General features: G+C 34.6%; 12 protein-coding genes and 1 tRNA gene. 3 read left to right on the forward strand and 10 right to left on the reverse strand.

Annotation, left to right across the window (positions count from 1 at the left end):
* Window positions 1-15 precede the first annotated feature (15 nt).
* The 8 genes from E4N74_RS06225 to E4N74_RS06260 form a co-directional block, all read right to left on the reverse strand.
* A complete protein-coding gene (locus E4N74_RS06225) occupies window positions 16-303 on the reverse strand; it encodes a hypothetical protein (RefSeq protein ID WP_255819287.1) in 288 nt (95 codons plus the stop codon).
* On the reverse strand, window positions 281-5,056 hold the full coding sequence (locus E4N74_RS06230; protein WP_255819288.1) for a SpvB/TcaC N-terminal domain-containing protein: 4,776 nt from the start codon (window positions 5,054-5,056) through the stop codon (window positions 281-283). The genes E4N74_RS06225 and E4N74_RS06230 overlap by 23 nt, the downstream gene beginning before the upstream one ends.
* Window positions 5,057-5,073: 17 nt before the next feature.
* Window positions 5,074-5,652, reverse strand: a complete 579-nt coding sequence (locus E4N74_RS06235; RefSeq protein ID WP_255804682.1) for a hypothetical protein — start codon at window positions 5,650-5,652, stop codon at window positions 5,074-5,076.
* Window positions 5,653-5,768: 116 nt separating this feature from the next.
* The gene (locus E4N74_RS06240; protein ID WP_255819289.1) at window positions 5,769-7,010 is read right to left on the reverse strand and encodes a type II secretion system protein GspD; all 1,242 of its coding nucleotides are present in this window, start codon (window positions 7,008-7,010) and stop codon (window positions 5,769-5,771) included.
* 5 nt (window positions 7,011-7,015) lie between these two features.
* The gene (locus tag E4N74_RS06245) at window positions 7,016-7,771 is read right to left on the reverse strand and encodes a hypothetical protein (RefSeq protein WP_255819290.1); all 756 of its coding nucleotides are present in this window, start codon (window positions 7,769-7,771) and stop codon (window positions 7,016-7,018) included.
* Window positions 7,768-8,784, reverse strand: coding sequence for a hypothetical protein (locus E4N74_RS06250; protein ID WP_255804685.1), 1,017 nt, complete (start codon window positions 8,782-8,784; stop codon window positions 7,768-7,770). Before E4N74_RS06250 ends, E4N74_RS06245 begins: the two co-directional genes overlap by 4 nt.
* Window positions 8,781-9,419: a hypothetical protein gene (locus E4N74_RS06255; protein WP_255819291.1), complete on the reverse strand. Its 639-nt coding sequence runs from the start codon at window positions 9,417-9,419 to the stop codon at window positions 8,781-8,783. Before E4N74_RS06255 ends, E4N74_RS06250 begins: the two co-directional genes overlap by 4 nt.
* Before the next feature lie 23 nt (window positions 9,420-9,442).
* Window positions 9,443-10,024, reverse strand: a complete 582-nt coding sequence (locus E4N74_RS06260; protein WP_255819292.1) for a tetratricopeptide repeat protein — start codon at window positions 10,022-10,024, stop codon at window positions 9,443-9,445.
* Between the two features lie 295 nt (window positions 10,025-10,319).
* Between E4N74_RS06260 and E4N74_RS06265 the strand changes: the two genes are divergently transcribed.
* Entirely contained in the window at window positions 10,320-14,426 is a 4,107-nt protein-coding gene (locus E4N74_RS06265) for a FlgD immunoglobulin-like domain containing protein (protein WP_255819293.1), read from the forward strand.
* Between the two features lie 157 nt (window positions 14,427-14,583).
* On the opposite strand, the gene E4N74_RS06270 is transcribed toward E4N74_RS06265, so the two are convergent.
* Window positions 14,584-15,549 carry a TatD family hydrolase gene (locus tag E4N74_RS06270; protein ID WP_255819294.1) on the reverse strand — a complete coding sequence of 322 codons (966 nt, stop codon included), beginning with the start codon at window positions 15,547-15,549 and terminating at the stop codon, window positions 14,584-14,586.
* Between the two features lie 39 nt (window positions 15,550-15,588).
* Here E4N74_RS06270 and E4N74_RS06275 point away from each other — a divergent pair.
* Both E4N74_RS06275 and E4N74_RS06280 read left to right on the forward strand, forming a co-directional pair.
* Window positions 15,589-15,672, forward strand: a tRNA-Leu gene (locus E4N74_RS06275).
* Window positions 15,673-15,770: 98 nt separating this feature from the next.
* Complete coding sequence (locus E4N74_RS06280) at window positions 15,771-16,547, forward strand: septal ring lytic transglycosylase RlpA family protein (protein ID WP_044979535.1); 777 nt, start codon at window positions 15,771-15,773, stop codon at window positions 16,545-16,547.
* Window positions 16,548-16,648: 101 nt separating this feature from the next.
* On the opposite strand, the gene E4N74_RS06285 is transcribed toward E4N74_RS06280, so the two are convergent.
* Complete coding sequence (locus E4N74_RS06285; protein WP_255819296.1) at window positions 16,649-17,641, reverse strand: omptin family outer membrane protease; 993 nt, start codon at window positions 17,639-17,641, stop codon at window positions 16,649-16,651.
* Between the last annotated feature and the right edge of the window lie 14 nt (window positions 17,642-17,655).

Raw genomic sequence — 17,655 nt, forward strand, 5'->3', positions numbered from 1 at the left:
ATAATATTTATAATTTTATTCATCTTTAATCAATTTTGGCAAAATTATATTTAAATCAGGTAATACAGTATTCAAATAATTATATGCATCATCAACTTTTAATTCTGGTAAATCAACTATGTATGGAAGTAGTTCAGATCTATCACTATAATTAAACACCATAGTTTCATTAACAGCTTTTGCAAATACCTCGGCATCTTCCACAGAAAATTTACCATTTTCATTAGGCTCTAGAATTTTATTTTTAATCATATTTGATTTAATCTCAAATTTAATACTTTCAAATTCTTTTATGATTTTCAAACAAAAANNNACTTCCCGATGCCGATAAACCGCCTCCTATTGTGTCCGATTGATTGGTATTATAATTTAAACCGCCTCCTTCTAAAATTTTATTACTTTCGAATTTTTTTTCTTCATTGCCGTATTGTACACTAAGAGTATTTTTTCCGCCCGATAATACGTCGGGATATCCGTCACCGTTTATATCCATATACCCTTGAGTTTGTTCTCCGCTTCCCGTATTATATCCCTTATTTATACCGGCCGATCCAAAACCTATATTTATATGTATGTCAAAGCTCTCACTTGAGCTTGACCCTATTATTAATCCTGTTGAAGAGGCTGAATCATTCCAAGGAAGAAGGCTGTACCCCGATCCTCCCATCCTGCTTGAATGGAAGATGTTCCCTTCAATATAGGGAGCATAATGTTCTATACGGCTTTCAAGTATACCGTCAGAATCAAAGTCATTCTTTGTATTTGATGATATGGGGCCTACTAAGGTAATATCGTTAAATTGTAAAGAACTTGCAAAATCTTTGTCCGGTAATGAGCATTCTAAATTTCCCGAGCTTAATGTTTCTTTTAATTGTTTAAAAGACGATATTTTTATTAATGCTTCCGGTTTATTTTTTGATAAGGCATCAACTGAATTTGCCGCATTTTCTTTTTCTTCATCATTTATTTTGTCTCCATTAACTTTATCTTTTATTTCTTTTTCTTTATCTTTTGCTATTTTTTCAGTATCACCGGCACTTATACCGGTTTTAAATAAGGTCTTAGGATCAAAATGTTTATCTCCATATCTTGAGTATAGACCATAATACCATAAATTGATGCCTCCATACAGGTCTTCATATCTGATTACTCCAATGGAACTTTTTTCCGGTTCGTATTTACCCGATAGATAATTCTCCTCTCCGTTATAATCTCTTATATATTCATTTTCATATACAAGTTTCCCGTTTTTTATCCTTGCTACTTTTATATTCCCGTTTTCTACAGGGAAAAAGCCTTTTTCGTAAAATTCGGTATAAATATCTATTTTACCGTAATAATAAGCTTGTAAATAATGCATCAGCTCATCTATCTTCTTTTTTATCTTTATTTTTTCATTTTCTTCTAAGCTGTTTATTTTATTAACATCAACTTTATATATTTTTTCCAAATTATCATATATATAATATGGAAAATCATACTTATAAGCTTCATATTTTTTTAATTTTTTAATAAGCTCAATTTTTTCATCTTCATATAAATCTTCACGAATCTGATATATTTCCTGCTCTATCGCCGGCATTTCTATTTTTGAAAAATAATAAGAACCTATCTTTTCAACTTCATTTTTATTAAATATAAGTAATTCTCTTGTATTACCGAGTTGTTTTATATATATTTTTTGGTTTATCTTTAAAGAGCTAAAATAATTGATAACCTTAACCTTATTTTCATCACTTACTTCATTTTTTAACTCATAAAACCCTGCGGTATTTTCCATATATAATTCGTTTAAGCCGGCCGGTAATAATTTGTAAAGCGCTGCGGTTAAAATATTTAAAAAGCTTACTTCATATTTTATGTCTTTTTCTATTTCTTCTTCAACAATTTTTTCATACTCTTTTTCAGAAATAACATCGCCTGCGGTTCTTTTTAAAGCAATAATAAACAAGTCCTGTCCATCCCTATCTTTTTCCAAGAGTTTGATGATTATATTTTTTTCTTCACTATATTCTATATTTATGTCATTTTTTCTTATTCCGTTTATATATAGTTTTAATTGTCCTTCTTCTTTTCTTATCTCATATTCTTTTCCATCTATTTTACCTATTTTTACTTTTTCTATATCCTCATATCCGTTAATTTCTTTATCTCTTGTTTGACTTTCACTCAATGTTTCACTTTCAGAATAATATCTTTCTTTGTTTTTATCAAATTGAGGTTGTATTATTTTTCCATAATAATTATATCCGAATAGATCTTCTTTTTCCTTCTGCTTAAACTTGGAAATAAAATTTTTATAAGAGAAATCCAGATTTTGAACATACTCCTCATCCGTTATTTTCGATTCATATAAATATTCTTTAAACCCTTCATCATAGTTTACCGCTTGTTTTATGTTTTCAATATTGCCTTCTCTTTGATACACTTTTTCAAATAAGGGCTTAGGTACTCTTACACTAATACAATCGTAATACTCTCTCCTTATTAATTCTTTTATTATTTGTTCATTCAATAGTTCAAGATAGTTTGCCTTTAATTTATATCTTATAACCGCATGGCCGTTTTCATCATAACCGGAATTATACTTTTCATATATATCTTCCAATCCGGTTAAATTTTCAGGTACATCGAAAGGAGGATTATATTCTACATGGGTCTGCATATTTTCAAATCGTGCATATTTTTTATATTTAATATCTATACTTGCATTTATACTTGCACCTATCAATTCTTCTTTATTACTTTCAGTTACAAAATATACATACTCTCCTTTTTTTACTTTTAAATTCTTTACATATTCTCCAAGTTCGTTGCAGTCAAATTCTTTTTTTTCACCATTATATATGCACAATTTTACATTATTCTGCTTTTCTTTTATATTTACCTTTACCTCTATTTCTCCGCTTTGTACCGCACGCCAAGCTTTTATTCCTTCTTGAAAATAATTAGCCCTTTCAGCATCGTTTTTATCTTTATCACTTATATTCAAGCCTACATTTTTTACATTTCCAAAATTTTCACCCTTAGCAAAGCCTTTTCCTTCCTTATTAAGATAATATTTTCCCCTTGACACAAAATCAATATAGCCGTCTCTATTTACATCGGTAAACTCGCTTATCGTTTCACTATGTCCCCACTGTTTCGTTCCGCCGAAACCCGCTCCGGCATCACCTAAATTTAAATTTAAATTTACATTTATATTTCCTCCTATACTCCAATTCTTATCTTTACTCTCATTTATAAATATTCCCTTAATAGACTCACTGTCAAAATGTATTTTCTCATATTTTACTTCAATTTTTTCTCCTTCGTTTATTATTTTTCCCTGATATACAGAAAGTCCGTTTCTACTCCATTCAACCATATCGGCAATTCCATCACCCGTCAAATCAATAAAATTTCTTTTACTATATCCCTTACCTTCACCGCTTGTTCCGCTTAAGCCGGTCGTAACCGATACGCTGTTTACCTTTATTCCCCCGCCTCCTCCTCCGTTTACACTATAGCTTGTATGAACGCTTTCGGCTATGCTGCCGCTCTTGCTCCATTCCTCCGTATTTGCAAAAGCAATTAACTGTCCGTCTTTTTTTAAAGCTTTCTCATAATTAAACTCATATTTATATTTTAATCTTTCCTGTTCTTCAGTCAGCTCTTCTCCTGCAGCTCCGGGAACTACTATTATATTCGATAAGAAATTTTCTAAAAAGGATTCATCTTCCTTGTAATCAAATATATACCCTCTCACTCCCTTGTTATCTACATAGCTGTTAATTCTCTTTATAAGACTTCCTTCTTTTTTTAGATATCTTCCCCTGCCTTCAATCCTTATATCTTCTCTGTTTTCGGCATAAGTTATTTCAATTTTTATTTTCCCATCTTTTCCATACTCTATACTTTTTAACCTTATTTCTTCTACATTCCCGCTCTCGATTTTGTCATATTTATATTTTATCTCGTTTCCAAATCCGTCTTTTACGATGTCTAAATAATATATGTATTTTTCCGTTTCTCCTCTTCCGCTCCATGCAGTTTTTCCATATATTTTTTTTATTCCGCTTTTTTCACTTATTACAAAAAAGTTGTTTTCCTTTTCTATCCGTCCTAATTTTATTCCTTTGTTTTCTATTTTGCTGTACCTGCTTTCTCTTTCCATTACCCAACTTTCACCGTTATAACGGCTCTTACTTCCTTCAATTATATAGGTATCATTTCCGTCATATTTAGGTAAACCCAATCTTGTATCTATACTTATAGTCTCTATTCCTTCTAAATTAAAGCCGCGTCCTAATACTCCATGTCCGCCTCCGCTTGAATATCTTACTGCCAATCCGGGTGTTAGGCCTCCCGTTCCTTCGGGCAGTTTTAAGGCTATTTTAAAATCAGCACTTCCTTCACTCGTTCCCTCAAGACCTTCTATTTGTTCTACTCCTTCTACGGCATTTGCCGCCTTTAATTCTTTTATGCTGTTTAAATTTATTTTTACAGGGTCGGGGTGCTCAGGAAGGCTCAAGGTTCCGTTTATCATATCGGTAAAATGATTTGTAACCGACACTATCATTTTTTCTTCTTCATCTATTCCTACTCTTTCTAAGGCTTCCCAACTCTTTATATTTTCGTTATAATAGTATGTGTATAATTCATCAAAGTATTCCGTTATGTTTTTATCATAAGCTATTTTGACGATACAGTCTTTTTTAAATTTTTGTCCCTTTGGCTCAAATCTATACCCACCTTCCCCTTCAGTTATGTTTTTTACTTCTCCGTCATGAACTTTAAAAAGACGGCTTATTTTTATTTCAGTTTCTTCTTCCAAAGCTCCTTCAGGTATTATAAATTTTACTCCTTCACTTTCTAAAACCCCTCCCTGTTTACCTATTATCTTTTTTACCAATTCTCTCGAGTTTATTATTATATATTTTTTTTCTTCATTGTTCTGTGCATATAAAGGAATCATGGTGAAACTATATACCGAAAACAAAATTATAGCAGCACTCTTTTTAGTTAATTCTTTCATTTCTCTTAAAATTATTTTTTTAAAACCTATCTTTTTCATAACTGTCTCCTTAATATTTATTTTTCATACTCTATATGTACAAAAGTGTCAGGAAAATTGTCTTTCGGAGATATTATTCCTATAACTCCGGCTTCTCCTTCCCCCAGTTTATACTTATCGGGATTTTCTATTATATAATCCGAAGGAACTCCTTCTTCATCATTAAAATAGATTTCAATTGCCTTTCCGTTTTTTTTAACTCTTATTGTGTTTGTTACTCCAATACCTTTTTGTAATTTTTCACATTCTCTTTTCCATACGATAGTTTCATATTTACCGTTTACAGCATATCCTACACTATACTTTCCATCCATGTATACCAATATACACAAAAAACGATCTTCATTATTCTGCTTATTTCTAAAGCAAATAAGGCCATAACCAGCCCCTGCTTCTCCTTGAAGTTTTCTTACCTTAATTTTAGGAGCCAAGTTATCTACAATTTCTTTATTAAAGAATTTCCACAAGGTATACCCCCTAACACTCCAATATTTTAAATTATTTGTATAAAGCGTTATTTTTTCTCCTTCTTTAATAAACAATTTATCAGAAAATTCTCCTTCATCTTCATTTATTATATTCTCATTTTCTTCCACCTCAGTGCCTTCTTCAAAAGGCTTATAAACAGTTTTAATACTTTCATTATAAACATTAAAACAGCTTGTTAAGCACAAAAATAAAATCGATATTAAAAAACACAAAAAAAGTTTTTTCATTTTTCTTCTCCTTCAATATATTTTTCATATAAATATTTCAATTTTTCATTAACGGTTTTCTTTTTTTCACTTATTTTATGAAGATAAGGAACTATATATATTACCATTTCCGTTACTGTTTCAGATGCATGTAAGTCTTTAAATCCGTAACCTAACACAGGTATATCGCCTAGCCCAGGCACTTTTTTTTCATCCGTATTTTTTTCAAGTTGTAATAAACCGCCTATTATAATAGGTTTCCCGGATTCACTTCGCACCTTGGTCTTTACTATTTTTTCCGAAGTTGGAGGCAGCACTCCGCTGGTACTTCCGCCCGATCCTTGTTTTGATACTTGCGCACTAACTTCCATAGTAATCATTTGGTCTCCAGACACAACTCCTTTTATTTTTAAAAGCAAGCCGGAGGTTATCTCACGCAAAGCTCCATACAAAGGCTTTCCATTTGCATCAAGCGTTTTGTCTACATAACGGAAAGTGTTTGTATTTTGAAAGTTTACTTCTTCTCCGGTCAAACCGTTAAGAGTTGTATCGGCTAACACTCTTGCTTTATTTTCACTTAATTCAAAGTTAAGTTTTGCAATAAATTGATAACCAAATTTAGATACTATGTCAAAGTTTATGTTAAAAATATTACTCATTATTCCGCTAAACTCATACATCGGCGTTTTTTGATTGGAAGAACCTGCTACTTCTTTCTTATTTAAAGACAAGTTCTTAGCCCAATTTAAATTATCGCTTTTTTCATATTGGACTACCAAAAGCTGATACCGTATCTGAGGCTTGGGTTTATCTACCATATCAAGTTCTTTTGTAACTTTTTCCTTTTTACTCTCACTGCCTTTAAAGAATATAAGATTGGGGTTTCCTGTTAAAATTATATTTTCTCTCGATGCAGAAGGAGGTAAATATTTTATTAATTCTTCAGAATTTATATATTTTAATTCAATAGGATAAATATCTTGTTCTATATCTATTTGCTTAATGTATCTTACTATCGTACTATGCTCTTTCTCACCTGCAGTTATTATAAACCCATTCAATCCTTCAATAATGCTCGGTCTTCTTTTTTTTATTTCTTCAGGAAGCGTTTCAATAAACTGTTTTACATTCATGTATTTAATTATATATTTTTCACTTTTTAAAATACCATCCAATTCTTCACCGTATATTTTTTGAGAAAAAATCAGATAAACAAAACTAAAAGCTATAATTATTTTCTTTATTACACTTATCATCATACCTCCTAGTCCTGTATTGCAGTCTCCGACTTCAACTTCAAAGTATATGTATAAAATGCACTTGCAGTTAAAGGTGAAAAAAGCGTTTTGTCTATTTTTATTTTAAAATAAAAATATTTTTCCTCATGATCGTCATTACGTATTTTAAAAGGTGCATCGCTTGCAGGTTTTAACTCATCTCCGTTAGGAGGTAAGCTCACAATAAATATGGGCTGAACGGCAGAATACGTAATAGTTATTTCTACCATACGTTTTGCCTTTATTTTTACTTTATACCAATCAACATCTTCAATTGCGGTACCTTCATAGGAACTATAATAATATAAATTTGCTCTTTTAGGATCTTCAAGAAAACAGGCATTTTCTTTTATATCATTGGGCTCATACTCATCCCGTTTTTTATCATTAAACACACCTAAAAAATGCTTTATTCCTATAAACCGTGATGAGCCTCGAATTTTATCTAATCGGTAAATATATTTTTTATTATCCGGCAAATTCATATCGATGTATGATAAATCTTCACCTGAGTATATTTCTTTAAATTTTAAATTCTGTATATCGTCACTCCGCATAAGAATGTATTTATCTGCAGCAAGATCTTTTTCCCATGAACATTTTATTTTATTTTCTTCATCAAATGAATCTACTTTCATACTAAAATCATAAGGATCATTTTGAGGTCTTGACACTAGTTCATACATTCCGGAATCACATGAAATTAAACATAAACATACAAGAAAAATTATCAATCCTTTCATTTTACTTTATACTCCTTTTTAAATACTTCAAATTCTATACCGAATTTACCTCTAAATTTACTCATAAGTTTAGAGTAAAAAATTATTTCTTCCCCAAACTCAAATATTAATTTTAACTTCGGCTTTACCGTATATTTATATCCCCCGCCGATAATTAAGCCGAAGGCTCCGCTTACATTCACTTCTGCAGCTCTATATTTATCCTTATAATACAGTAAATCAAGACAATAAAGCATACCTAAGTTTGCATATATATTATGAATATCATGAACATTAAGATATGTATTTGTATAAACGTTGGAACTTATTGTATTAACATAACTTTGTAAACTTCCTTTCTTGCTTACACCCAATAAGTAATCTATCGAAAGTCCTATAGAAAAATATAACGGTTTATCTTTTATATAAATAACTTTATTATCGGGTATCACCTCAAATCCGTTTTGCAAACTCACCGTTCCGGTCAGATGTTTTACCCAAGAACCTGATGTATAAGCCCAGTATCCTATTCCCGTTTCTACATTGATTATAGTTTCCTTATTGATATCTTCCTTCTTAGGAATAAAAAATAATTCATGTAATTTTTTTAATATTTTTCCACTTATATTTTCTATAAATTTTTCATAATTCTCTTTTCCGTCTTTTGCATATACCGTAAATATATTTTTACGGCCTTCTCCATCGAATATTCTAATTTCACACTCATAAGTATATTCGGTTTTCTTAACCCACCCGTATATTAAATACGATATTTTTTCTTCCTTGCATAATTTTAATGCATCATAAGAAGATCTTATATTTTTTATGTGACTACGCGTTTTTATAACCTCAATACCTAAAAATTCTTTTTTTTCATTTAATTCATACGTTAAATCATCTTGAAAATTTTCATCCGCTTCATACCGTTCTTCATTTTCATCTACAAAAAGTATCGGAGCCACATATATCTGTTCAGCATTTAATGTTATGATTTTAATTAAGCTAAAAAATATAAATAATTTTAATCTTCTCATTTTTCAATCAAAGCCTCTCTTTCCAATTTAATGGCTTCTTCTATTTTGTATAAACTTACCTCATTTATCCCTTGACTTTTAAGATATTTTATTTCTTCTTCTATCTGCTTATAACTTTCAATATCCAAAGGATTAGAATAAAACCTACAATAAACGGCATAGTACCTTGCAGTCAGCCGTTCAGGATCACTTTCAATTATTTCGCTAAATATTTTATGCGCTCGGGCATATTTACCTTCTTTGTACAATATATAAGCCTCTCCTTCTTTTTTAGAAAGGTAATTTTCGGCATAAAGAAGTTTTACCTCCTGTTTTTCTTTATCGCTTTTCAGATCTTTTTGATTTTTTAAAATATTATCCATTTTTACATATAAGTTTTTATTTTCACTATTTAAAAACTTTGTCAGCTCAATCTTAGTATCTTTTAATTCTTCATATAGTTTTTCTATATCTTTGTTTAATTTTTCATAAGCACTATCACTTTTTTCAGTATGGTTTGCAATTCTATTCTCAAATTCTTTCTCAATATTACTTAATTTTCTATCTAATACCTTTAGATAATATATATTATAAAAAAGAGCAGCACATATGATAAAAAAAACAAGTTCTGTAATAAAAACTTTCCTTTCTTTCATCCTAATTACCCTCCTTTTCAGCTTTATTTCAGCCGTTCCTTTAACTTTTTTACATAAATATTGTCTTTTAACTTCATTAAATCTAATAATTTTTCTGCTTCCTTTTTATCTCCTTCTTTATATTTAATCACTGCTTTTAAAAAAAGACCTTCATCCCGATACTCTTCTATCTTTATAGCCCTATCTATAGATTCTTCTGCCCGTCCATATTCTTTTTCATCTATCAAATTTTCAGCTTCTTTTAATATATCTTCTCCGCTTTCCATCCTTATATGCAATAAGCTCATCGGCTCATAATAAAATACATCCTCTATTTTTTCATAGCCTTCTTTCTCCAGCTCTATCCTTTGTTCTTTTTTATCCTTGATGTCTGCATATAAAAATTTTAAGATAAATCTGCCCTGCCCGTCCGATACGGCCTTTAGCCAACCGTTTACTTTTACACTTACTCCTGAAACCCCTTCTTCATTCCCATCATATATCATCCCGTACATAACGCCTGCATCGTCTTTGTATTTCTTGCTCCATACGCTTGAACAGCCGGTTGCAAGGATTAAAGCAGAGAATAATAAACATAAAATCTGTTTAATATTTAATTTTTTCATAAAAGTGATTTTCCTAAAAATAAAAGTATTAAGCCGTCAAATTGAAGGGAGAAAATGATACGCACACAAAACGGCCGATTTGTAAACCTATCATACATATATTAATTTGTCAAGACGCAAATTTAAAAAAAAATACATTTTTTTACTTTTTTTGAGATATTGCTTAAATATCTCTCTTTAGGCAAGCCTTAAGGCTAGCGAGTGATGCGTCTTTATCATTATAATATAATAAGTAACACTTTACCTATAAAAGTGTTTTACTAAGCAGTTATGCCAGCTTTTAAAGGAGCTCAATATGATTTTTTTTAAATTCGGTTTAAAAGTGAAAGTTTTTTTTGTTTTATGCTTTTTTATGATAGGATCGGCAGTTTTTGCCTATGATCCCATGCCCGGAGGGGAAGAAAAGCCCGCTCTGCAATCCCCATCAGTTGCCGGAGGACAGGCCTCTGTTACAGGCGGACCTTTCGGGGACACTGTGCCGGGCAGTCTTGCCGTAAATCCGGCTTTAGGCGGGGCAGAACAAAGGCCTATTCTCGATGTTTCCTATTTTTTACTTGCAGGCCTCAGCAAAGAAAAAGGAGCCGGCCATGCAGCCAATGCAGGAGTCCTCTACCCCTTTAGATGGGGAAACCTTGCAGGAAGTCTTCACTTTTTAAATTCGGAATTTGATTCCTTAAAACTTGGAACAATGGGAGGCTTACGCTTTTCATATTCAAAAGATTTAACCGATAAACTTTTAGTAGGAGCCGGAGCCTATGCCGACTTTGGAAAGGACTGGGGACTCGGGCTCGATATCGGGGCTCTTTATATGTTCGGAGACCTCGGATTTTTAAAAAACTCCAAGCTGGGCGTTTCGATAACGGGACTCGGCAAAACCTATAACCCAAAGTCAACAGGCATAAAGGGCGGAGCTTCAAGCGGAAGCCCTGCAATACTCACTCCGAGGGTAGGCTTTGCTTCAACCTTGGTAGATATTGACGGCTTCCAACTCGGAATGCACGCAGACCTCTTGGCTCCCTTTTTCCAAAATCTTATTTTTAATACGGGACTTCACATGCTCATGGCCGATATGATATCCTTTAAAACAGGCTTTGTCATCAACACGGTCGAAGCAATTAACAAAAAACAAACATTTATCCCCTCCTTCAACATAGGAGTAAATATAAAGATTAAATCTAAAGGATCAAACGATTCCTTCTTAAAGAAAAACGGCTGGGAAGAAAACGAAATCCGTCCCGAATTTGCTGCAAAACCATTCCATAACGGAATTTGGGCATTCGGCGGAGGCGTAAATGTTCACTTCGGGGTAAAGGACAACGAAGGGCCTAAAATCCAAGCCGAAATGCCCGAAAACGGCACACTGTACTTTTCTCCCAATAATGACGGAGAAAACGACGCAATGGAAATCCCCTTAAAAATTACCGATAAAAGGTATGTAACGGCTTGGAACTGCGAAATAAAGGATGAAAAAGGAAACACTGTCCGCACAATTTCAAACAAAACTCCTTTACGCGAAATGAAAGATGCCGCTTCATTCTTTAAACTTTTAGGAAAATCAAAAGAAAGCGTTGAAGTGCCGGAAACCCTTCGATGGGACGGACGCACTGATTCGGGAGAAATAGCCCCCGACGGAAAATACAGCTTTGTAATAAGAGCCGAAGACGATAATAAAAATAAATCGGAATCTCAAGTTTACACAGCCTATGTGGATAAAACTCCTCCCGCTCTTACATTTAATAAACCTCAAAACCAAGAAGCCCTCATCTTCAGTCCTGACGGGGACGGAAATAAAGATGTCTTTGTTTTCGACAATAAGGGTTCAAATGAAGACCGTTGGACGGCAAGCATAAGCGATGCCCAAGGCAAGGTCGTAAAAAAAATAGAGGTTAAAAATAATGAACTTTCTCCTTTAAGCTGGGACGGAAAAGACGATTCGGGTATTTTTGTACCTGACGGAGTTTACAGCTATAAAATCGAATCTATCGACAGGGCAAAAAATAAAACAGTATCAAGCCTTTCAAACATCATTGTAGATACCTACAAGCCCTCGATTAACATAAATATAGATAAAAACGCCTTTTCGCCGGTAAGCAGCTCAAACAATAAGATAAGCTTTATTCCTTCAATTCCTATTACCAAGGGACTTGAAGAATGGAAGATTGAAGTAAAAAATCAAACAGGTGCAACCGTAAAAACATATATGGGAAGCCCCTCAAAGATAGAAACCAAAAGTTTTGACGGAAAGGACGAAGCAGGAAAGCTCTTGCCTGAGGGCACATACAAGGCCTTTATTTCCGCAAGGTATATAAACGGGCATAAGCCTTCAACTCAAACGCCCTCTTTTACCTTGGACATTACACCACCCAAGGCTGAAGCAAGTACAAACCAAAAACTATTTTCTCCCGACGGCGACGGAGAACTGGACAGCATCATCTTTACCCACAAGGAAGAAAACCCCGGCTTATGGACGGCGGAAATCTATAAGGCCTCAAGCGGAAATACAATCAGCGGCACACCGGTTTATACAAACAATTTCGGAGGTAAACTTCCGGCTCAATTTGAATGGAACGGAAGAAAGTCCGACGGCAGCTTTACCGAAGACGGTAAGTACATCTATGTGTTAAGGGGAATTGATGAGGCTCAAAACGAAGCTTTATCCAATCAGGTACTAGTAGAACTTAATACCGAAAAAGCCGATATCATTCTCCAATCAAATTATACGGCCTTTTCTCCCAATAATGACGGGGTAAAGGACAGTATGGAATTCTATCCTGTCATAAAATCAAAAACGGCTGTCAGCTCATTTAGTCTTAATATTAAGGACTCAAATGGAAATGTTATTAAAACATACAATGGCAGCACAGCTCCAAAAAAGATAACTTGGGATGGAATGCCCGATAAAATTTCTTCTTTAGAAAAAAATAAACCGGCTCCTGACGGCGTTCCTGACGGAATATACTCTGCAGAATTTGAAGTAGAGCTTGCAAACAAAAACAAGGCAAAATCCGTTATTTCATCGATAACGATAGACACCGTTTATCCTGAAATTGAAATTTCCGCTCCCTATTTGGCCTTTTCTCCTGTTGAAGGAAACAACAAGCCGAACCTTCCCATAGGTCAAATTTCTTCTTCCGAAAAAGAATGGGTAGGACGCTTTGTCGATTCCAAAAACAAAACTGTAAAAACCCTAAAATGGAAAAACAAGGCAGATAATTTTATATGGGAAGCAGATGACGATAAGGGCAATAAGGCTCCCGATGAAAAGTATACCTATGTCGTAGAGGCTGAAGACGAGGCAGGAAACAAGACCGTTCAAAAACTTGAAGGAATCATCGTAGACCGCCGTCAAGCCAAGGGTTATATAACCGCCGAACACAAGGTATTTTCTCCTACAGGTAACGGAATAAAGGATGTTCAAAATATTTCGGTACTTACAAACATTGATGCCGAAATAGATAACTGGAATATACAAATTTCGGATGTCGAAAGCGGTAAGATTTTTGCCGAATGGACTTCCAAAAAGGACGGAAATCTGCCTAAAAAACTTATATGGGACGGCAAGAGCGGAAATTCAAAGGCTCCCGACGGCAGATATCTGGCAACTATGTACATAGAATATAAAAAAGGCGATATAGTAACGGCCTTTACCGATGTCTTCATCCTTTCAACTGAAGCACCTAAGATCGGAGTCAGCACAAGGCCTAAATATTTCAGCCCCGATAATGACGGCACCGATGATGACCTCTACATAAGCCTAAAAGCCGATTCAAAGGCCGGTATCGAAAACTGGAAGTTTGAAATTACCGAACCGGAAGAAAACGGCGGAAAGCTTTTCTGGAAAACAGACGGAAAAGAAAAGATAACTAATGAACTCATCTGGGACGGCCGCTCTCTTTCAGGAGAAACGGTACAGTCGGCAACGGATTATCCTTTTACCTTTACGGTAACCGACAAGGTAGGCCTTACCTCGGTTTACAGGGGCTACATTCCGGTAGATATCCTTGTTATCAGGGACGGGGATAAACTTAAAATAGCCGTACCTTCGATTATTTTTAGAGGAAATGCAGCCGACTTCAACGGTCTCGATAAAGCCATTGTCGATAAGAACAATAATATCTTAAAGCGTATTGCCGTTATCCTCAATAAATTCCCCGAATATCAGGTTCAGGTTGAAGGACACGCCAATACTACGACAGGTACCGAAAAAGAAGAAAAAGCGGATCTCCTCCCCTTATCAAAACAAAGGGCGGAGGCTGTCCGCCAATTCCTTATAAAGGAAGGCGTCAGAAGCTCCCGTCTTTCTTCGGTTGGAATGGGAAGCTCCAAGCCCGTTGCCTCCTTTAACGACAGGGACAACTGGTGGAAAAACCGCCGAGTAGAATTTATTTTGATTAAGCAGTAAAATTTAAAGCTTTTTAAATAAAACAAAAGGCTGTTCCCCATACGGGATCCACACAAGGGGCTCCCATAAGGGCGGACAGCCTTTTTACTGTAAAGAACCTTTTTTTAAACTATACGGGACCTCTAAAAACTAACCGAGTTTTTAGATATGCCCGACACTACCTTACCAAAAAACAAGAACAGCAGTTTTGATAAATTTGTTCTGCCAATGCTTCCATAGATTTACCTAAAATCTCGGAAACGGCGGCATAGGTGTATTCTATTAAAAGAGGAGTATTTATCTTTCCTCTAAAAGGAACAGGGGCTAAATACGGGGCATCCGTTTCAAGCAAGAGCTTATCGGCAGGAATGGCCTTCACAAGCTCTGCAATCCTATCCTTATCGGCCTGCTTTTTAGCATAAGTTACATTCCCGGGAAAGGAAATATACCAACCCCTTTCCAAAAAGGTATAAGCCTCTTTAAGCCCATAGGAATAGCAGTGAATTATCCCTTTGTGATGTCCTACCTCATCAATACATTTTAGGGTATCTTCGTAAGCATCCCTTGAATGAACGATTACGGAAAGATTTTTTTCTTTTGCGATTTTTAACTGCTCTTTAAAAAGAAACTCCTCCCCTTCTATATCGCTTGTGCCTTTTTCTTCGGAATTTAAATCCCCTCCCCTTTTTTCGGCAGCAGGACCGTTCCAGTAACGGTCAAGCCCGCATTCTCCAAGGCCGCAATAAAAGGGCTTACCCGAATTAGTCTTTTCCGCTTCGGCTTTTTGCAAAAAAAGAGTATCAATATCGGTTTTTAAGGCTGCAAGAGCATTTTCTGGATCGGCAATACTTTCGGCATGGGGCCAAAGACCTGCCGCAAAATGCATAAAATCGGGAAAACGCTCAGGCTCATGAACGGTCGCTTGCATGGTCATTTGACCGTGCATTAGCCCGGGCATTTGCCCTTGAATTTTGTCGCTAAAAACATCCGAAATAAATTTTTGCCTTTCTTTTAAATCACCCGGCTGAGTACCGATATCCATAGCAAACTTAAAATTTCTTTCTTTCATTGTATGTAAAAACGAAGTATCTCCTTCATTCCTTTGAAAAATCATAAAAAAATGCGCATGAGAGTCGGAAAACATCTTGACCTCCTTTAAAATTTATGATAGTATACCACATCCGCTGAAGTGGTGGAATAGGTAGACACTAGGGACTTAAAATCCCTTGGCAGTAATGCCGTACGGGTTCAATTCCCGTCTTCAGCACAAAAGCCCTAAACTTAAACGGTTTAGGGCTTTTTTCTAATCTTATTTTTTTTTATTCCGATACTGAATATATGAGATTTTAATTCGGGAGGAATTAAATGAAAAAAACAATCTTTATATTAATTTTGTCCTTGTCAATTATAGGTTCATTAACGGCACAAGGAGAAATTATAAGCGAGGAAACCTATGCTTCGTATTACGGAGAAGCCTTTAACGGAAGGCCTACCGCAAACGGGGAAATATTCGATATGAATACGTATACTGCAGCGCACAAAACGCTTCCTTTTGGAACTCTTGTTGAAGTTACCAACTTAGAAAACGGAAAAAAAGTCATCGTAAGAATAAATGATAGAGGCCCCTTTGTAGGTAACCGTGAAATAGATGTCTCAAAGGCAGCTGCAAAAGCCTTAGATATGCTCTCTCATGGGGTTGTAAGGGTAAGGCTAAGAAAGATAGACCCAGCCAATATGGAATCCTTTACTAATACCGAAACTTCAAAAAAACCGGTGACTAAAGAAAATATTCCAGTAAAAACGGAAGAAACTGCCGTGCAATCCGTAAAACAGTCTCAAAGTCAATCCCCGAATTACATACCTGATACAAAAAATCGCGATCTTGTTTATATACCGGCTAAGGCTTCGGAAACAGAGGGCGTTTTATGGAGAATTCAACTGGGTTCATTTAAACGTGAAGAAAACGCTATGAGGCTTGTAATCAAATTAAGAAAAATAGGCTTTGAACCTGCCTATGAAAAAACCGAAACAACTACAAGAGTTGTCTTGTACGGTATCAGACCTCATGAACTTGAAAAAGTAAAAAAGGTACTTGAGCTAAATTCCTTTACAGATTATATCCTCCGCCAAGAAAGTTGGTAATACATAAAACCTGCCGAACTGTTTATCATACCTCCTAAAATAATTTTACCCGGGCTCCAAAAGAGCTCGGGGTTTTTTATTTAAAATTATCAAAAAAAAATCTATTTTATTATATGAAAAATAAAGCCTAAACTTATACGGCCGCAGTGCAGGGAAGCTCCGGCAGCACCTGTAGCTGAATAGCTTTTTAATAAACCTGATTTTAAAAAATAAACAAAGGATTTTCCGTTATAAGCCGTAATCGAGGTGTAGTCAACTGAAGAAAAAAAAGAAAAATACTTTGAAAGTTTTTTTGCTGCCGAAAGATATAAGTAAAAAGATATATTTTTCTTTTCAAATACATCTACAAATTTTAGTCCGCTGCCATCTCTCTTATAATGAAAATCCTCTGCAAACCCAATAGCACTCGGACAAAGTTGGGTAGATAAATCAATCTTCCAGTCTCTTGGAAGCTCAAACCTAAATAGCATCCCGATATAAGGCAAGATAAAAGCCTGCTTATAACTTATGCCTATACCGCTTACGGGAACTATAGGCGTATCGGGTAAAACAGGACTTGGAGGCTCGGTATCAGGAGGATACTTGGTATAACCGTCCACGGCATCCCACGAATTTAAAATATATCTTATTCCTAAAGACGGCCCGCAATATATTTTTATATTTTTATTTCCAGACGTCTTATATATAACAAGAGACCTCACCCAACCTAAATTAAAATTTAAATCTACGCCTTGCCTTATATAAGACTTATGTTCAGAAAACTTAGTCAACATAAAAGGATCAGAATTGTTAAGGTAATCATAGTCAAATATCTGGCCGGAATAGGAAGGAATAATAAATGAAGAAAAAAAAGAAAGGTAAAGGCCTTTTTTAAACCTAAATTCGGTATTAGCCGTAAACCCTCCGGAAGGTAAAAGAGGCCAATCTAAACGGCTTCTAGTTATATCATATTTTAAAACATATTCAAAACCTGAGCCTATTATCAGACAAGGAGAAGCGGAAAAATTAAAGGAAGTCTCTTCTTCCGGACTTATAGCTTTAGCCGTAATAAAAAAAATGAAAAAAATAGCGATTAACCTATTAAATTGCCTCATAACAAGTATTAGTT

The sequence above is a fragment of the Treponema putidum genome, assembly GCF_024401155.1.
GTDB classification, from domain to species: Bacteria; Spirochaetota; Spirochaetia; order Treponematales; family Treponemataceae; genus Treponema_B; species Treponema_B putidum.